Source organism: Burkholderia sp. AU4i, assembly GCF_000466765.1.
Taxonomy (GTDB): domain Bacteria; phylum Pseudomonadota; class Gammaproteobacteria; order Burkholderiales; family Burkholderiaceae; genus Burkholderia; species Burkholderia cepacia.
The window spans coordinates 1-16,719 of sequence record NZ_ASSI01000260.1; the positions used below are offsets into that span (position 1 = coordinate 1).

The following is a 16,719-nucleotide window of genomic DNA, read 5'->3' on the forward strand; positions in this document are numbered from 1 at the left end:
CGATCGCCGCGCGCGCGGCCGAAAACGGCGTGCTCGACCTGATGCCGCTCACGCGTGCCGAGGCGCAGACGCTCGAGCCCGCGCTCGAATGCGTCGAGGCGTTGTTCTCGCCGTCCACCGGCATCGTCGACAGCCACCAGCTGATGCTCGCGCTGCTCGGCGACGCCGAGCGCGACGGCGCCGTGTGCGCGCTGAAATCCCCGGTCGAATCGATCGACGTGCTGCGCGGCGGGCGCTTCGTCGTGCGCACGGGCGGCGACGCGCCCGCCGAGATCGAGGCCGCATGCGTGATCAACAGCGCGGGCCTCGGCGCGCAGGCGCTGGCGCGCCGCACGCGCGGCCTCGACCCGCGCTGGGTGCCGCCGCTCTATCTCGCGCGCGGCAATTACTTCAGCCTGTCGGGCCGCGCGCCGTTCTCGCACCTGATCTACCCGATGCCCGATCGCGCGGGGCTCGGCGTGCACCTGACGTTCGATCTCGGCGGGCAGGCGCGTTTCGGCCCGGATGTCGAGTGGTGCGATTCGCTGCGCTACGAAGTCGATCCGGCGCGTGCGACCGCGTTTTACGCGTCGATTCGCGCGTTCTGGCCGGGCTTGCCCGACGACGCGCTGCAGCCGGCCTATGCGGGCATCCGGCCGAAGCTCGCGGGGCCCGGCGAGCCGCCGGCCGATTTCATCGTGCAGGGCGCCGCGCAGCATGGCGTGCGGGGGCTCGTGAACCTGTTCGGCATCGAGTCGCCGGGGCTCACCGCGTCGCTCGCGCTCGCGCAGCGCGTGGGCGATATGGCGGCTTACCGCTGATGTGGCGGGCGTGTAGCGGGCATGTCGCGTGTGCGTGTCGGCCAGGTTGCAGGCACGTGGCAGCCGTGTGAAATTCCTTATCTCTGGAATTTCGGCGCGCACATTTATTCGCTTGAGCGTTATTCTGTCAAACGGCTGTCGCCAGAACAGCTTTCAAACCGATAACGTTGGAGCGAGTCCCCCATGAAAACATCCCGTCGGAGTTTCCTGATTACGAGCATTGGTGCCGTGTCCGCGCTGGCGCTGTCGCGCGAAGCGCTGGCCGATGCGCCGATGCTGTCGGAAACCGATCCGACCGCCGTGGCGCTCGGCTACAAGGCCGATGCCACGAAGGTCGACAAGACGAAGTACCCGAAATACGCAGCGGGCCAGGATTGTGCGGCCTGCATGCTGTACCAGGGCAAGAAGGGCTCGGCCTCGGGCCCGTGCGGCGCCTTCCCCGGCAAGCAGGTGTCGGCGAAGGGCTGGTGCAGCGCCTTCTCGAAGATGGGCTGAGGCCCGTGCGGCATCGTGCGATGCCGCATTGTGGCGAAAACCGCAAAACGCCCGCCGTCGAACGATGGCGGGCGTTTTTTATTGCTTGAAAACGGTTCCGTCGCTTTCTACACTCGCTGCAAACCAGCGCGCCGCGGGCACCCCGCGCACCGCGCCGCCCGACACGGCGTACTGACGAGGACGAGGCACGCATGGCGACGATTGCGAATTCAACGAAAACGATTCGGCCCGAGCGTGCGCTGAACCGCCGCGCGGTGTTCGCCGCCGTGATCGGCAACGCGCTCGAGTGGTACGACTTCACGGTGTTCGGCTTCATGACGGTCGTGATCGCCGAGCTGTTCTTCCCGACCTCCAGCGAATATTCGTCGCTGCTGCTGACGACGGCGACGTTCGGCGTCGCATTCTTCATGCGCCCGATCGGCGGCATCGTGTTCGGGCTGTACGCGGATCGCGCCGGTCGCAAGGCCGCGCTGTCCCTCGTGATCCTGTTGATGACGGGCGGCATCTTCCTGCTCGCGGTCGCGCCGCCCTACGCGGCGATCGGCATCGGCGGGCCGATCCTGATCGTGCTGGGCCGCCTGCTGCAGGGCTTCTCCGCGGGCGGTGAATTCGGCAGCGCGACGGCGCTGCTGATCGAGGCCGCGCCGTTCTCGAAACGCGGCTTCTACGGCAGCTGGCAGATGGCGAGCCAGGCGGCCGCGCTGCTGATCGGTGCGCTCGTCGGCGCGGCCGTCACGCGCGGGCTGTCGCACGATGCACTGCGCAGCTGGGGCTGGCGCGTGCCGTTCATCCTCGGGCTCGTGATCGGCCCGATCGGCTTCTACATCCGCCGCCATCTCGCCGATTCCGAAGCGTTCCTGCATGCGCAGCAGAACGCGCGCCGCGCGACGCTCGGCGAAGTGTTCACGCGCCACCCGCGCGAGGTGCTGTGCGGGCTCGGCTCGGTGATCGCGCTGACGGTGACGATCTACGTGCTGATCAGCTATCTGCCGACCTTCGCGGTGAAGCAGCTGAAGCTGCCCTACGCGGAATCGTTCTACGCGGTGATCGCCGGCAACCTGCTGCTGATGGTGCTGTCGCCGGTCGCGGGCGCGTGGTCGGACCGCATCGGCCGCAAGGGGCTGTCGCTGTGGTCGCTGGTGCTGACGCTCGCGCTGATGTATCCGCTGTTCGCGTGGCTCGACGCGGCGCCGAGCATCGCGCGGCTGATCGCGGTGCAGGTCGTGCTGTCGATCACGCTCGCGGGCTACTACGGGCCGTTCGGCGCGATGATCGCCGAACTGTTCCCGGCCAACGTGCGCTCGACCGGGCTGTCGATCGCGTACAACGTCGCGGTGATGCTGTTCGGCGGTTTCGGGCAGTTCATCGTCACGTGGCTGATCAAGGTCACGGGCACGCCGCTCGCGCCGACTTACTACGTGATGGCGGGAATCGCGCTGTCGATCGTCGCGGTCGCGTTCGTGCCCGCGCGCAGCGCCGATCTCGACGCACCCGCGTGACGACATGACGATTTGAAGACGATTATCGGATCGTTTCGCAAAACGCAATGATGTGCTGCGGAACACGCGGAAACGGCGCATCGAGCCTTCGTGTTCGCGCCCGAATTGTTTAGTCGTCGAACGAAACTTGCGCGAGATGAACGGAATTGTCGCTCGCGCGCGTTTTCGCATTTTTTACCCCCACTAAACATCGGCACAAACCCGTGCGGGCATGTAGAGGAGTTTTTTCTCCAGCTTGTTGCCACATCGTTAGCTCAAGTAATATCCGCGTACGCCGGCCCCTGGCGGGCCGGTTCCGACCTGGAGACCTGGAGGAAACATGGAATACAACCGTCTGTTGCACACCCTGCGTGTTACCGCCATTGCAGGCGTGGCAGCGGCATCGCTCGGCGTCGCGGGTTCTGCATTCGCACAGATTCCGAACAAAACGCTCGTCTACTGCTCAGAAGGCAGCCCGGCGGGTTTCGATTCCGCGCAATTCACGACCGGCGTCGATTTCACCGCCGCCACGTTCACCGTCTACAACCGCCTCGTCGAATTCGAGCGCGGCGGCACGAAGGTCGAGCCGGGCCTCGCCGAGAAATGGGACGTATCGTCCGACGGCAAGGTGTACACGTTCCACCTGCGCCACGGCGTGAAGTTCCACACGACCGACTTCTTCAAGCCGACGCGTGAATTCAACGCGGACGACGTGCTGTTCACGTTCCAGCGCATGCTCGACCCGAACCAGGCGTTCCGCAAGGCGTACCCGGTGTCGTTCCCGTACTTCACCGACATGGGCCTCGACAAGCTGATCACGAAGGTCGAGAAGGTCGATCCGTACACCGTGAAGTTCACGCTGGCCGAGCCGAATGCGCCGTTCATCCAGAACATGGCGATGGAATTCGCGTCGATCCTGTCGGCTGAATACGGCGACCAGCTGATGAAGGCCGGCAAGGCCGCCGACATCAACCAGAAGCCGGTCGGCACGGGCCCGTTCATCTTCCGCAGCTACACGAAGGATGCGACGATCCGGTTCGACGGCAATCCTGATTACTGGAAGAAGGGCGAAGTGAAGATCTCGAAGCTGATCTTCTCGATCACGCCCGACCCGGGCGTGCGCGTGCAGAAGATCAAGCGCAACGAATGCCAGGTGATGAGCTATCCGCGTCCGGCCGACATCGCGACGCTGAAGGCCGATTCGGGTGTCGACATGCCGTCGCAGGCAGGCTTCAACCTCGGCTACCTCGCGTACAACGTCGAGCACAAGCCGGTCGACAAGCTCGAGGTGCGTCAGGCGCTCGACATGGCGATCAACAAGAAGGCGATCCTCGAATCCGTCTACCAGGGCGCCGGCCAGGCGGCTTCCGCGCCGATGCCGCCGACCCAATGGTCGTACGACAAGAACCTGAAGATGGCCGCGTACGACACCGCGAAGGCGAAGGCGCTGCTGGCGAAGGCCGGTTATGCGAACGGCTTCGAGATCACGCTGTGGGCGATGCCGGTGCAGCGCGCGTACAACCCGAACGCCCGCCTGATGGCCGAGATGATCCAGGCCGACTGGGCGAAGATCGGCGTGAAGGCGAAGATCGTCACGTACGAGTGGGGCGAGTACATCAAGCGCGCGCATTCGGGCGAGCAGGACACGATGCTGATCGGCTGGACGGGCGACAACGGCGACCCGGACAACTGGCTCGGCACGCTGCTCGGCTGCGAAGCGATCAAGGGCAACAACTTCTCGCACTGGTGCTACAAGCCGTTCGACGAGCTGGTCCAGAAGGGCCGCACGACGACGGGCCAGGACGCGCGGACGAAGCTCTACACGCAGGCCCAGCAGATCTTCGCGCAACAGCTGCCGTTCTCGCCGATCGCGAACTCGACGGTCTACCAGCCGGTGCGCAAGAACGTGGTCGACATGCGTATCGAGCCGCTCGGCTATGCTCGTTTCGACGGTGTTGGCGTGAAGTAATACGCCTGTCGTAAGCTGTCGCGAAGACCGGCTAATTCATCCGGCGGCGGGAGGCCAAAAGCTTCCCGTCGCCGGTCGCACATTTCCCACAAGAAAATACGAGACGCATCATGTTCACATTCGTGTTGCGCCGCGTGGGGATGGTGATCCCGACCTTCATCGGCATCACCATCCTGGCGTTTGCGCTGATTCACCTGATACCGGGCGACCCCATCGAAGTGATGATGGGCGAGCGCGGCGTCGATCCCGCGATGCATGCGGAGGCGATGAAACGCCTCGGGCTCGACCAGCCGCTGCCCATGCAGTACCTCCACTACATCGGCCGGGCGCTGCATGGCGACCTCGGCACGTCGATCATCACCAACACGAGCGTCGCGGGCGAGTTCTTCGCGCGCTTCCCGGCGACCGTCGAACTGTCGCTGTGCGCGCTCGTGTTCGCGCTCGCGGTCGGCCTGCCGGCCGGCGTGATCGCCGCGCTGCGGCGCGGCTCGGTCGTCGATCACGGCGTGATGGGCACCGCGCTCACCGGCTACTCGATGCCGATCTTCTGGTGGGGGCTGATCCTCATCATGGTGTTTTCGTCATACCTCGGCTGGACGCCCGTGTCGGGGCGCATCGCCGTCGAATACGACTTCCCGCATCCGACGGGCTTCATGCTGATCGACGCGCTGCTCGCGCCGGACGAAGGCTCGTTCAAGTCGGCGGTCAGCCATCTGATCCTGCCCGCGATCGTGCTCGGCACGATCCCGCTCGCGGTGATCGCACGGATGACGCGCTCGTCGATGCTCGAAGTGCTGCGCGAGGACTATATCCGCACCGCACGCGCGAAGGGGCTGTCGCCCGCGCGCGTGGTCGTCGTGCATGCGCTGCGCAATGCGCTGATCCCGGTCGTCACCGTGATCGGCCTGCAGATCGGCACGCTGCTCGCGGGCGCCGTGCTGACCGAGACGCTCTTTTCGTGGCCCGGTGTCGGCAAGTGGCTGATCGATGCGATCGGCCGTCGCGACTATCCGGTCGTCCAGGGCGGCATCCTGCTGATCGCGACGCTCGTGATCGTCGTGAACCTGGTCGTCGACCTGCTGTACGGCGTGCTGAATCCGCGCATCCGCCACACGAGGTAATTCCATGAGCAATCTGCAAAACACCTTGCCGAGCGAATCCGCGCCGGCTGGCGGCCGTGCGCTCGCGCTGCGCGAGTTCTGGGCCAACTTCTCGCGCAACCGCGGCGCCGTCGGCGCCGGGATCGTCGTGATCGTGCTGATCCTGGTCGCGCTGCTCGCACCGCTGCTCGCGCCGCACAGCCCGGTCGAGCAATACCGCGACTACGTGAAGATTCCGCCCGCGTGGCTCGCGGGCGGCAACTGGCAATTCATCCTCGGCACCGACGAAGCGGGCCGCGACATCCTGTCGCGCCTGATGTTCGGCGCACGGATGTCGTTCTGGATCGGCTTCGTGTCGGTCGTGCTCGCGCTGATCCCCGGCATCGTGCTCGGGCTCGTCGCCGCGTTCTTCCAGAAGTGGGCCGACACGCCCGTGATGCGCATCATGGACGTGCTGCTCGCGCTGCCGTCGCTGCTGCTCGCGGTCGCGGTCGTCGCGATCATCGGCCCGGGCCTCACCAACACGATGTTCGCGATCGCGATCGTCGCGCTGCCGGCCTATGTGCGTCTCACGCGTGCGTCGGCGCTCGGCGAACTGCAGAAGGAGTACGTGACGGCGTCGCGCGTGGCCGGTGCCGGCACGCTGCGCCTGATGTTCTCGCAGGTGCTGCCGAACTGCACGGCGCCGCTGATCGTGCAGGCGACGCTCGGCTTCTCGTCGGCGATCCTCGACGCGGCCGCGCTCGGCTTCCTCGGCCTCGGCGTGCAGCCGCCGACCGCCGAGTGGGGCGCAATGCTCGCTTCTGCGCGCGACTACATCGACAACGCATGGTGGATCGTGACGATGCCCGGCCTGTCGATCCTGATTTCGGTGCTCGCGATCAACCTGCTCGGCGACGGGCTGCGCGACGCGCTCGATCCCAAACTGAAGCGGATGGCATGACATGAGCGAGAACCTACTGACCATCCGCAATCTCGCGGTGAACTTCAACGGCCTGCCCGCCGTCGACCGGATCAACCTGTCGATCGCGCCGGGCGAGGTGGTGGGCGTCGTCGGCGAATCGGGCTCGGGCAAGAGCGTGACGATGATGGCGCTGATGGGCCTGATCGACGCGCCGGGCAAGGTGACGGCCGACGAGGTCACGTTCAACGGCGTGGACCTGCTGAAGGCATCGCCGAAAGCGCGCCGCAAGATCGTCGGCAAGGACATCGCGATGGTGTTCCAGGATGCGCTGACGAGCCTGAACCCGAGCTACACCGTCGGTTACCAGATCAAGGAAGTGCTGAAGCTGCACGAAGGGCTGCGCGGCGACGCGCTGCACCGGCGCGCGCTCGAACTGCTCGACCAGGTCGGCATTCCCGATGCGAAGAACCGCATCGCGTCGTTCCCGCACCAGATGTCGGGCGGGATGAACCAGCGCGTGATGATCGCGATGGCCGTCGCGTGCAACCCGAAGCTGCTGATCGCCGACGAGCCGACCACCGCGCTCGACGTGACGATCCAGGCGCAGATCATGGACCTGCTCGTGAAGCTGCAGAAGGAGCGCGGGATGGCGCTCGTGCTGATCTCGCACGACCTGGCCGTGGTGTCGGAAGTCGCGCAGCGTGTCGCGGTGATGTATGCGGGCGAGGTCATCGAGACCAATCGCGTGCCGGACATCTTCCGCGCGCCGCATCATCCGTACACCGAAGCGCTGCTCGCCGCGATTCCCGAGCACAATAAGGGGGCGCGTCGCCTTGCCGCATTGCCGGGCATGGTGCCGGGCCGCGATGATCGCCCGTCCGGGTGCCTGTTCGCGCCGCGCTGCAAGTACGTCGTCGACGATTGCCGCAAGGCGCGGCCGGCGCTCGATACACTGGTGCCGGCCAACGATGCGATGCGTGCGCGCTGCATCAAGCCGCTCAATGTTTCCAACCTCGACCTGACGGGAGGTGCACGATGAATGCAGTCAATCAGACGCGTGCCACGCCGCACGACGAGGAAGCCGTGCTAGTGGCCGACGGCCTCGCGAAACACTATTCGGTGAAACGCGGGATGTTCGGGCAGGGTACGGTGAAGGCGCTGAACGGCGTGTCGTTCTCGCTGAAGCGCGGCAAGACGCTCGCCGTCGTCGGCGAATCGGGCTGCGGAAAATCCACGCTCGCGCGCCAGCTCACGATGATCGAGACGCCCACCGCGGGCCACCTGACGATCGACGGCAAGGACGTTGCCGGCGCGAACCGCGAGACGGTCGCCGACCTGCGCCGCCGCGTGCAGATGGTGTTCCAGAACCCGTTCGCGTCGCTGAACCCGCGCAAGACCGTCGAGCAGACGCTTTCCGAGCCGCTCGAGATCAACGCGAACCTGACGGCCGCCGAACGCGCGCAGCGCATCGCGCAGATCATGCGCACGGTCGGCCTGCGGCCCGAACACGCGAAGCGCTATCCGCACATGTTCTCGGGCGGCCAGCGCCAGCGTGTCGCGATCGCGCGCGCAATGATCCTCGATCCGCGCATCGTCGTCGCCGACGAGCCGGTGTCCGCGCTCGACGTGTCGATCCAGGCGCAGATCCTGAACCTGTTCATGGATCTGCAGGAGCAGTTCAAGACGAGCTACGTGTTCATCTCGCACAACCTGTCGGTGGTCGAGCACGTCGCGGACGACGTGATGGTGATGTACTTCGGCAGCGTCGCGGAGCTCGGCGACAAGGCGACGATCTACGCGCGGCCGCGCCATCCGTACACGCGCGCGCTGATGTCGGCGACGCCGGCGATCTTCGAGGAAGACCGCCGCGTGCAGATCAAGCTGCAGGGCGAACTGCCGTCGCCGCTCAATCCGCCGTCGGGCTGCGCGTTCCACCAGCGTTGCCCGTATGCGGTCGAGCGCTGCCGTGCGGAGGAGCCGCAGCTGCGCGAGGTCGACGGCCGGCGCGTGGCCTGCCATCGGGCCGAGGAGGTAGGGGAGGCGAATGCCTGAAGTGATGGCGGCGCGCGCGTCCGGCGTGCGCCGTGCGGGGGCAGGCGGCGCGCGCGTGATGCGCGCGTACCGCTACGCGCGGCGCTGGGGCGTGCGTACCGTCACGGGCGCGGCGCTGGCGGGCGCGTGCGTGGCGGCCAGCCTCGTGGTTCCCGTCGAATCCGCGCGCGCCGAAGGGCGCGCGCCGGCCACTTCACCGATCCATCCGTCGCAAGTCCCGCCGCCCGGCATGAGCCTGCCGGGTTTTCACGCACCCGCCGTGTCGAACGGCACGGTCGCGAGCGGCGCGGTGCGCGTGCAGCCCGCGCGCATGCCGTTCTACGTCGCGACCAAGGGGCGTGTCACGCTCTACGTGCTCGGCACGCTGCACACGGGCGACCCGTCCGATTACCCGAGCGCGCAGCCGTTCCGGCCGCGCATTCTCGCGGCGCTCGCCGCGTCGCCGACGCTCGCGCTCGAACTGTCGCCCGACGACCTGCTCGAATCGCAGGACGACGTGTCGAAGTACGGCGTATGCCGCTATCCGTGCCTGCAGCGCCTGCTGCCGGAGCCGCTGTGGCAGCGGCTCGCGGCGCGCCTGCGCGGCAACCCGGCCGCGCTCGCCGAGATCCGCAAGATGCGGCCGTGGCTCGCGGCGCTCGTCGTCGAGACCTACGATTCGCTGTCGGCCGGCCTGCAGACCGAATACGGCACCGAGGCGCAGTTGCAGAACGTGTTCCTGAAGAAGAAGGGCGGCCGCGTGATCGGGCTCGAGACGCTCGCCGAACAGATGCGCGCGTTCACCGGGCTGACGCTCGCCGAGCAGCGCGAGATGCTCGCGCAGGACATGGTGCAGACGCCCGCGCAGAACGCCGACGACATCAAGGCGCTGCATCGACTGTGGCGAATTGGCGACGCTGATGCGATCTCGGCGTGGGCCGTCGCTAAGAGCGAACGGCTCGCGCGTTCGAAGGTGTTGTCGGCGTCGATCGACAACAAGATCGTGTACGAGCGCAACCGCCGCTTTGTTGCACGGATGACGGCAATCGCCGCACCGAACCGGCCGCTGTTCGTCGCGATCGGCGCGCTGCATCTGGGCGGCCCGCGCGGCGTGCTCGAATTGTTGCGCCAGCAAGGATACCGGGTCGACGCGAACTGATCGCGCCCGACGGCCCGCACCGATCTTCCCCTGTTTGATTGGCCTCGCGCACCCGCGGCGAAACGCGTGCGCGTGGGCGGCAATCGATAAGGAAAACCCTTGAATCGTCGGAAAATAGCGTTTAAAACGATTGACATCCCGTTCCGCCAATATCTATTCTTCACCCCACAAGTTGAAAAAATGAAAAGAATAGATAAGTTCTACGGGGTAGCAGAAATATAAGCGCGGGGTTAGCGTTGCCGGCACGTGAAGCACGTGCCGGCCGCGGAGTGTCTGCATGCACGGCGGGGCCAATCATCGTCGGACAAAACATGCATGCAGGCCGACTTGCAGATAAGCAACGTTCCGTCGTCTGACCGGGGAAGGCAGTGATCGGGCGGCGGCGGACGTTTTTTAATCCGGAAGATTTTTCCGGTCACCGTCGAAAGACGGTTTCGGGGGGCGAATCGACAGACGGCGAAGCCGCAGCGATTGCGCCAACGGAAAAGCGCCACGAGGGCGCTTTTTTCTTTTGTGCCGCCGATCCGTTCCGATCGCGATCGCGTGCGTCCTGATGCGCTGCTGCGCATCGCCCCGTCGCTTGCCGGGCACGCCGGCATGATCCATACACCGCCTGCGGGCGCATCTGTTCCATCGTCGAATCGCACGCTGCACGCGCATCGGGCGTGCACTACGGTCCACGGATTGGCGGATTGGACGGTATGCGATTGTTTCGAGATGCCCGCGATGGCAGCGTCGACGTTCTGCCTCAGGTGCGAACAGGAGTGGACGGATGCAACGAGAAGGACGCGAGCGCCTGCCGGTGCTGGTGGTCGATGGGCACCCGATCGTCGCGGATGCGATCGGCGCGGTGCTCGTTGACCTCGACAACCGGCTCGACATTACGGTTTGTCACAGTGCAGTCGGTGCGATCGACGCTTTTCGTCGGGTGCCCAAGTGGTTCCGGATTCTTGTGGATCTCGAGATGCCCTGCGGCGGGCTGGCGCTGGCACGACAATTTCATGCGTCGGGTATTGCCGATCGATGCGCGATCGTCACGGCCGGCGCGCGGCCGTCGTGGATCGCCGAGGCGAAGCGCCTCGGCATGATCGCGTACGTCGTCAAGGATGCACCGCTCGGCGTGTTCTCCGGCGCATTGCAGTCGATACTCGACGGGCGCCCTGCGTTTCCGGAAATCGTGGCGGGCATGCGGTTGACGGCGCGCCAGCAGGATGTTCTGCAGTTGCTTTGCGCGGGGTATTCGACGAAGGAAATCGCGGTGATGCTGAGTCTGGCCATCGGCACGGTCGACAATCACATTGCGAGCGCGATGCGGATACTGGGTGTGAGGAATCGCACACACGCCATTACGCGGGCACTCGCGCTCGGGATGATCGATGCATGCGAAGGCGAGGGATGGGAGAGCGGATCGGGCGAGCCGGTTGCCCGCAAGCGTGGTGCGATGTCGGCGTGAACGAGCACGTTGATCCGCTGTCAGCGTCGTCGCGGTCGGCTGAGATCTATTTCGAGCAAGAGCGAATACACGAGGAATACGACGGCCCCCGCGCTCCATTTGAACAGTTCCCAGGTGCCCAGCATGTACAGCGCTAGTGCGGATAGTGTGGAAAATATGAGACCTCTGACTGCTCCGCCAGCCAGGGTGCCGATCCACCCACCTCCCAGACGAGGAGCAAGAGGACCGAGAAAGATGCCGTACCGGGCAAATTTTCTCAGCGTTTCGGCGAGGGTTTTGTTTTTCATTGATTGACGGGCCGCATGATCGATTCGGACGATCTCGTCCAACGGACATCGTTTCGGTGGTGTCGCACAAACAGGGTCGATCAGCCGGCGCGTGTCGCGGCTAGTGGCGATGGGCCCAACGGCAGACTACTTCGCTTCCCAGCGTGGCAAGAAACATGAGCGCTGTGGATGCGATCCAGGGCATAGGGGTCCCGATGTCGCTGAAGCAAAGAACGACAGCATTGACGATTGCGAACAGCGCCGTTTTCGCGGCGGAGGCCGTGATAATTCCGGTGCGCCCGCCTCCGAAGCGGGGGGCAAGCGGACTGAAATGAACCGGCGAATCAGGGGGCGTTTCAGTGCGTTCATTACGGTCGGAATTTCATCGGTTTGAGTTCGTTTGGGGTTTCTGCACGACGCGTGACGTCAGTGTCGATTTTTGCGGCTCCATCGGAATTCGACCCAGAGCGAGTAGAGAAGCGCGGTTGAGGTGACGATTAGCCACCCGAAAGTCTTTTGTGACGAGAAGGCGCGAAGCAGAATCGCATAGGAAAGCGAAACTATAGCTGTCCGGATGGTTGCCGCAAGAATGATGCCCTTCCAGTTGCCTCCGAAACGGGGGGCTAGCGGAGCAAGAAAAACGCCGTAGGTCCAGTATCTCGTCAGCATGTCGGTGACCGTGCGGAGTTTCATTGGCTGGAGCGCTTTTCGATCAAGATTTGTCAGGTCGGGGAGGAACATTGCCCCGGCCGGGTCGGTCGGGGCTTCGACTCGATCAGAACCGGCAAATCCAGCTTTGGGAAGGGGAATTCCCTCCGCCAGCAAGAATGGCCATTTGAGGGCCGGCCAGCGCTCCCAGCGCTGTTGCGATCGCGAGGTCGGCGAGATTGATCGGGTTCGGATTGAGCGTGCAGGTAATTGCGCCGCTGGCTTGGTTGGTTTCGTTTTGCGTCAGAACTCGCCTGAATTTAGGTATCCTGTAAATACGAGCAAGCCGATCGCTATCCGATTGACTGTCTCCCCTCAAACTTAACAGCGGTTCGGTCGTCAGAAAATATGGAATTTCTCACGGTTTTTTTGAGACAAGGCGTTCCGTGATTTTGGCGAAGTGTGCGTGAGCTTCTCCGCGGCCCCGGCGGATCGATTTTTGGGCGCAGGTCAAAGGAGTCGCAATAGCGTGCCTTTCGAATGGAGGCGCTTGCCGAGAGGGAGACTTCGGGGAGCGGTCGAAATCTGTCGTTTTCGACGATGGGAGAAACTTGGCGACCGGTGAAGGCGCGTCGCGTCGGATGCTCAGGCTATCGCGACGCACGCAGGCGATGCGGCTTGCACTCAAGAAGCGCTACGCGTGGAGCAAGGGACTGCGGGCGGGGGATGGCTTACGTCCCCTCGTCCGCCTGCAGCGCACCCGGCGCCACCACATCGACACCGGAGGCCTCGAGCGCCGCTCGAATCCGCTTCGCGAACGCGAGCGCATGCGGCCCGTCGCCATGCAGGCAGACGGTCTGCGCATTGAGCGGCACCCATTCGCCGCTCAGTGCCCGAACCTGCCGGTTGCGCACCATGTCGAGCGTGCGCGCGAGCACCGCGTCTTCATCGTCGATCAGCGCGCCGGGCTGGCTGCGCGGCACGAGCGAGCCGTCCGCCCGGTAGCCGCGATCGGCGAACACTTCCTCCACCGCGGCGAGCCCCGCATGCCGTGCGGCTGCGACGAACACGCTGTTCGCGAGCCCGAACACCGCGAGCGACGGATCGAAGTCGCGGATCGCGGACACCACCGCATCGGCGATCATCGGGTCGCGCGCGGCCTGGTTGTACAGCGCGCCGTGCGGCTTCACGTGCGCGATGCGCCCGCCTTCGGCCTGCGCGATCGCCGACAGCGCGCCGAGCTGGTACAGCACGCCCGCGTAGATGTCGCCGGCCGGCAGCTGCATTTCCTTGCGGCCGAAATTCTCCGGATCGTGAAAGCTCGGATGCGCGCCGATCGCCACGCCTTTCTGCACGGCCCAGCGCACGCAGTCGCGCATCGCATTCGCGCCGCCTGCATGCCAGCCGCATGCGATGTTCGCCGATGTGACGAGGTCGAGCAGCGCCTCGTCCGATCCGCATCCTTCGCCGAGATCGGCATTCAGATCGATTTCCATGGTGTTCCTCGTCCACTGATTGCGTGGCCCGTTCTTGCTGCTACTGCCTTCGGTACTGCTACCGCCATCGTCATGCCGCGCGCGACTGGGCGCGGCGGCGCGCTTCCTCGCGCAGGTCGATCGCCACGTCGATCTGCCGCAGGTAGGCACGTTCTGCGATCAGGGCGGCGCGCGCGGCATCGGGTGTCGTGCGCACGAAGCGGATCGGCAGGTTGAGCCGCGCCTGCGCGAGTTTCCACAGGTCCGCACGGATCACCGTGCCGATCTTCGGGTAGCCGCCGGTGGTCTGCGCGTCGTGCATCAGCACGATCGGCTGGCCGTTCGGCGGCACCTGGATCGTGCCGGGCAGCACCGCATGCGACAGCAGCTCGGCCGGCCGCTCGCGCACGAGTTCGACGCCCGCAAGCCGATAACCCATGCGGTTGCTGTTCGCCGTGACGAGCCATTCCTCGTCCCAGAACGCCTGCTGCGCATCGGCGGCGAACGACGCGTAGTCGGGGCCCGGCAGCACGCGCACGGGCATCGCCCACGGCGCATGCGCGGGGCGGTGGCGGCGCGGCGGCTCGTCGACGCGCGCGAACGCGCACCACGCCGGCGCCTTTACGCCGAATTCGGGCGCATCGGCCGCGAGGCAGCCCATTCCGGCCGGAAGCACGCCGACCGGGAGGCGATCGCCGTCGCGCAGCGCGCGGCCGCCGAGGCCGCCGAAGCGCGACGCGAGATCGGTGCTGCGCGAGCCGAGCATCGGCAGCACGTCGATGCCGCCGGCGATGCACAGGTAGCCGCGCATCCCGCGTTTCGCGGCCGGCAGCACGAGCGTCTGCCCGGCCTCGACCGGCAGGCTCCACCACGAATATACGCGCCGGCCGTCGAGCGTGGCGCCGAACTCGGTGCCGGTGATCGCGATGCGGGTCGCGCGCGTGAAGCGGAAGGCGGCCGGGCCGATCGTGATTTCGACGGCGGCTGCGTCGGGACGGTTGCCGACCAGCCGGTTGCCGACCTCGAGCGCGAGGCTGTCGAGCGCGCCGCCCTGCGCGACGCCGAGATGGCGCGAGCCGCGGCGGCCGAGATCCTGCACGGTGGACAGCGGGCCGGCCCGCACCACCTCGATGGTGCCCGGTGCGTTGTTCTGGGTCATCGCGCGTCGACTCCCGCAATGGTGAAGCGCACGCGGTCGCCGGGCAGCAGCAGCGTCGGCTGCGGCCGCGCCGGATCGAACAGCACGTGCGACGTGCGGCCGATCAGTTGCCAGCCGCCGGGAGACGTGGCCGGGTAGATGCCTGTCTGTGCGCCGCCGATGCCGACCGAGCCGGCCGGCACCTCGAGGCGCGGCGCCGCGCGGCGCGGCGTGTGCAGCGCGGCATCGAGCCCGCCGAGATAGGCGAAGCCCGGCTGGAAGCCGACGAAGAACACGACGTAGGCGCCGGCTGCGTGGCGCGCGACGACCTCGTCGGCCGACAGGCCGGTATGGGCGGCGACGGCCGCCAGGTCGGGGCCGGCGGCGCCGCCGTACTCGACCGGGATTTCGACCTCGCGACCGTCCGCATGCTCGACGTCGGCCGTCTCCCACGCGTCACGCAGCGCGGGCGTGAGCGAGTCGGCCGTCGCGGCGAGCGGGTCGAACACGATCGTCAGGTTGTTCATGCCGGGCACGACGTCGACCACGTCGGGCCACGCGCGCGCGGCGTCGGCAACGGCCCAGACGCGGCGCTGGCAATCGAGCGTGGCGGGCGGCGGCACCTCGCAGACGAGGGCGGCATCGCCGAGCGGATAAATGCGGGGTTGCGTCATCGGACTGGCACGGTTCGGACGGCAATGTTAGCGCACATTGTCAATAAAATATCGACAACTTCCCAATAAGCGTTTTCGCCTAGCCCGTATGTCCGGGCTTCTGGCGTACACTCGGCACACCCTGTCATCCGGCTTGCTCCGTCTTTACATGAAGCGTCCTGCGACCAAGATCGTGTCATCCGAACACCTCGTTTCCGATTCGAGCGCGGAGCTGTCGGAGCTCGAATACGGGCTCATCATGGCAGGCAACGCGTTCAACCGGTGGATGGTGCGCTGCATGTCGGCGGCCGGCGCGAAGGACATGACGGCGGTCGAGGTGTCGCTGCTGCATCACGTCAGCCACCGTGAACGCAAGAAGAAGCTCGCCGACATCTGCTTCGTGCTCAATATCGAGGATACGCACGTCGCGACCTATGCGCTGAAAAAACTGATCGCCCGCGGCTATGTGAAGAGCGAGAAGAGCGGCAAGGAAGTGTTCTTCTTCGCGACCGACGCGGGCCGCGACCTGTGCCTGAAGTACCGCGAGGTGCGCGAGCACTGCCTGATCGAGACGCTGAAGGACAGCGGGCTCACCAACGAGCAGATCGGCGACGCGGCGCAGTTGCTGCGCAACGCATCGGGCCTGTACGACACGGCCGCGCGCGCGGCGGCGTCGCTGTAAGCGGTCGGGCAGGGGGCGGGCCGGGGTTGCGCCGGCCGTGGCGCGCGGCAATGCGCCGGCGGGCGTGCGACGACGGACGCGGCGGCGCCCGCCGCATCATCCGGCGGCCGGGTAGAGCGCGCCGTCGGTCACGATCCAGCCCAGTGCGAGGTCGTGCGCTTCGGCCGGCAGTGCGTCGACGCGGCACGCTTCATAGGCGATGCCGACCGTCACGGGCGGCTGGCTGCCCGGCCACGCGGCGAGCGTGCGGTCGTAATAGCCGCCGCCGTAGCCGAGCCGGTAGCGCTGCGGATCGAATCCCACACAGGGAATCAGCAACAGGTCGGGCACGACGACGATTCCCGACGCCGGTTCCGGAATCCGGTGATGGCCTTCGCGCATCGGCGTGTGCGTGTCCCATGCATGGAACTCGAGCGGCGTGTGCCGCTCGCCGATCACGGGCAGCGCCGCGCGCCGGCCGGCACCGGC

Annotated in this window: 17 protein-coding genes; 11 read left to right on the forward strand and 6 right to left on the reverse strand. The window is 66.1% G+C overall.

The window, feature by feature from the left end:
* The 10 genes from L810_RS39670 to L810_RS39715 all read left to right on the forward strand — a co-directional run.
* Positions 1 to 800, forward strand: an 800-nt coding sequence (locus tag L810_RS39670; RefSeq protein ID WP_042978161.1) for an NAD(P)/FAD-dependent oxidoreductase, incomplete at its 5' end; no start/stop codon positions are given.
* A gap of 183 nt (positions 801 to 983) precedes the next feature.
* Entirely contained in the window at positions 984 to 1,295 is a 312-nt protein-coding gene (locus L810_RS39675; RefSeq protein ID WP_021163765.1) for a high-potential iron-sulfur protein, read from the forward strand.
* 191 nt (positions 1,296 to 1,486) lie between these two features.
* On the forward strand, positions 1,487 to 2,794 hold the full coding sequence (locus L810_RS39680; RefSeq protein WP_021163766.1) for an MFS transporter: 1,308 nt from the start codon (positions 1,487 to 1,489) through the stop codon (positions 2,792 to 2,794).
* Between the two features lie 319 nt (positions 2,795 to 3,113).
* Positions 3,114 to 4,742 (forward strand): ABC transporter substrate-binding protein, encoded by a 1,629-nt coding sequence (locus L810_RS39685; protein ID WP_021163767.1) that lies wholly within the window; start codon positions 3,114 to 3,116, stop codon positions 4,740 to 4,742.
* A 110-nt stretch (positions 4,743 to 4,852) separates the two neighbouring features.
* Positions 4,853 to 5,863, forward strand: coding sequence for an ABC transporter permease subunit (locus tag L810_RS39690; protein WP_011353491.1), 1,011 nt, complete (start codon positions 4,853 to 4,855; stop codon positions 5,861 to 5,863).
* Positions 5,864 to 5,867: 4 nt separating this feature from the next.
* The gene (locus tag L810_RS39695; RefSeq protein ID WP_021163768.1) at positions 5,868 to 6,785 is read left to right on the forward strand and encodes an ABC transporter permease subunit; all 918 of its coding nucleotides are present in this window, start codon (positions 5,868 to 5,870) and stop codon (positions 6,783 to 6,785) included.
* Between the two features lies 1 nt (position 6,786).
* A complete protein-coding gene (locus tag L810_RS39700) occupies positions 6,787 to 7,785 on the forward strand; it encodes an ABC transporter ATP-binding protein (protein WP_021163769.1) in 999 nt (332 codons plus the stop codon).
* Positions 7,782 to 8,798, forward strand: a complete 1,017-nt coding sequence (locus tag L810_RS39705) for a peptide ABC transporter ATP-binding protein (protein WP_021163770.1) — start codon at positions 7,782 to 7,784, stop codon at positions 8,796 to 8,798. The genes L810_RS39700 and L810_RS39705 overlap by 4 nt, the downstream gene beginning before the upstream one ends.
* The gene (locus tag L810_RS39710) at positions 8,791 to 9,936 is read left to right on the forward strand and encodes a TraB/GumN family protein (RefSeq protein ID WP_021163771.1); all 1,146 of its coding nucleotides are present in this window, start codon (positions 8,791 to 8,793) and stop codon (positions 9,934 to 9,936) included. The genes L810_RS39705 and L810_RS39710 overlap by 8 nt, the downstream gene beginning before the upstream one ends.
* Positions 9,937 to 10,708: 772 nt before the next feature.
* Positions 10,709 to 11,389 carry a response regulator transcription factor gene (locus L810_RS39715; RefSeq protein ID WP_021163772.1) on the forward strand — a complete coding sequence of 227 codons (681 nt, stop codon included), beginning with the start codon at positions 10,709 to 10,711 and terminating at the stop codon, positions 11,387 to 11,389.
* A 20-nt stretch (positions 11,390 to 11,409) separates the two neighbouring features.
* Here the strand turns inward: L810_RS39715 and L810_RS47855 are convergent, their stop codons facing one another.
* From L810_RS47855 to pxpB, 5 genes are all read right to left on the reverse strand, one after another.
* Positions 11,410 to 11,718, reverse strand: coding sequence for a hypothetical protein (locus L810_RS47855; RefSeq protein ID WP_155630065.1), 309 nt, complete (start codon positions 11,716 to 11,718; stop codon positions 11,410 to 11,412).
* A 363-nt stretch (positions 11,719 to 12,081) separates the two neighbouring features.
* Entirely contained in the window at positions 12,082 to 12,396 is a 315-nt protein-coding gene (locus L810_RS39720) for a hypothetical protein (protein WP_042978162.1), read from the reverse strand.
* Positions 12,397 to 13,034: 638 nt separating this feature from the next.
* Positions 13,035 to 13,799 carry a 5-oxoprolinase subunit PxpA gene (gene pxpA, locus L810_RS39725; RefSeq protein ID WP_021163773.1) on the reverse strand — a complete coding sequence of 255 codons (765 nt, stop codon included), beginning with the start codon at positions 13,797 to 13,799 and terminating at the stop codon, positions 13,035 to 13,037.
* 70 nt (positions 13,800 to 13,869) lie between these two features.
* Positions 13,870 to 14,937: a biotin-dependent carboxyltransferase family protein gene (locus L810_RS39730; protein WP_021163774.1), complete on the reverse strand. Its 1,068-nt coding sequence runs from the start codon at positions 14,935 to 14,937 to the stop codon at positions 13,870 to 13,872.
* On the reverse strand, positions 14,934 to 15,590 hold the full coding sequence (gene pxpB, locus L810_RS39735; protein WP_021163775.1) for a 5-oxoprolinase subunit PxpB: 657 nt from the start codon (positions 15,588 to 15,590) through the stop codon (positions 14,934 to 14,936). The genes L810_RS39730 and pxpB overlap by 4 nt, the downstream gene beginning before the upstream one ends.
* Positions 15,591 to 15,738: 148 nt before the next feature.
* Between pxpB and L810_RS39740 the strand changes: the two genes are divergently transcribed.
* Complete coding sequence (locus L810_RS39740; RefSeq protein ID WP_021163776.1) at positions 15,739 to 16,251, forward strand: winged helix DNA-binding protein; 513 nt, start codon at positions 15,739 to 15,741, stop codon at positions 16,249 to 16,251.
* A gap of 96 nt (positions 16,252 to 16,347) precedes the next feature.
* On the opposite strand, the gene L810_RS39745 is transcribed toward L810_RS39740, so the two are convergent.
* Positions 16,348 to 16,719: 5-formyltetrahydrofolate cyclo-ligase (locus L810_RS39745; protein WP_042978163.1), on the reverse strand; the 372-nt coding region annotated here is incomplete at its 5' end.

What these genes read in the sequence shown, in the direction of transcription:
- L810_RS39675 (WP_021163765.1), top strand. Translation starts at nt 984, where the DNA reads ATGAAAACATCCCGTCGGAGTTTCCTGATTACGAGCATTGGTGCCGTG.
- L810_RS39680 (WP_021163766.1), top strand. Translation starts at nt 1,487, where the DNA reads ATGGCGACGATTGCGAATTCAACGAAAACGATTCGGCCCGAGCGTGCG.
- L810_RS39685 (WP_021163767.1), top strand. Translation starts at nt 3,114, where the DNA reads ATGGAATACAACCGTCTGTTGCACACCCTGCGTGTTACCGCCATTGCA.
- L810_RS39690 (WP_011353491.1), top strand. Translation starts at nt 4,853, where the DNA reads ATGTTCACATTCGTGTTGCGCCGCGTGGGGATGGTGATCCCGACCTTC.
- L810_RS39695 (WP_021163768.1), top strand. Translation starts at nt 5,868, where the DNA reads ATGAGCAATCTGCAAAACACCTTGCCGAGCGAATCCGCGCCGGCTGGC.
- L810_RS39700 (WP_021163769.1), top strand. Translation starts at nt 6,787, where the DNA reads ATGAGCGAGAACCTACTGACCATCCGCAATCTCGCGGTGAACTTCAAC.
- L810_RS39705 (WP_021163770.1), top strand. Translation starts at nt 7,782, where the DNA reads ATGAATGCAGTCAATCAGACGCGTGCCACGCCGCACGACGAGGAAGCC.
- L810_RS39710 (WP_021163771.1), top strand. Translation starts at nt 8,791, where the DNA reads ATGCCTGAAGTGATGGCGGCGCGCGCGTCCGGCGTGCGCCGTGCGGGG.
- L810_RS39715 (WP_021163772.1), top strand. Translation starts at nt 10,709, where the DNA reads ATGCAACGAGAAGGACGCGAGCGCCTGCCGGTGCTGGTGGTCGATGGG.
- L810_RS39720 (WP_042978162.1), bottom strand. Translation starts at nt 12,396, where the DNA reads ATGTTCCTCCCCGACCTGACAAATCTTGATCGAAAAGCGCTCCAGCCA.
- pxpA (WP_021163773.1), bottom strand. Translation starts at nt 13,799, where the DNA reads ATGGAAATCGATCTGAATGCCGATCTCGGCGAAGGATGCGGATCGGAC.
- L810_RS39730 (WP_021163774.1), bottom strand. Translation starts at nt 14,937, where the DNA reads ATGACCCAGAACAACGCACCGGGCACCATCGAGGTGGTGCGGGCCGGC.
- pxpB (WP_021163775.1), bottom strand. Translation starts at nt 15,590, where the DNA reads ATGACGCAACCCCGCATTTATCCGCTCGGCGATGCCGCCCTCGTCTGC.
- L810_RS39740 (WP_021163776.1), top strand. Translation starts at nt 15,739, where the DNA reads ATGAAGCGTCCTGCGACCAAGATCGTGTCATCCGAACACCTCGTTTCC.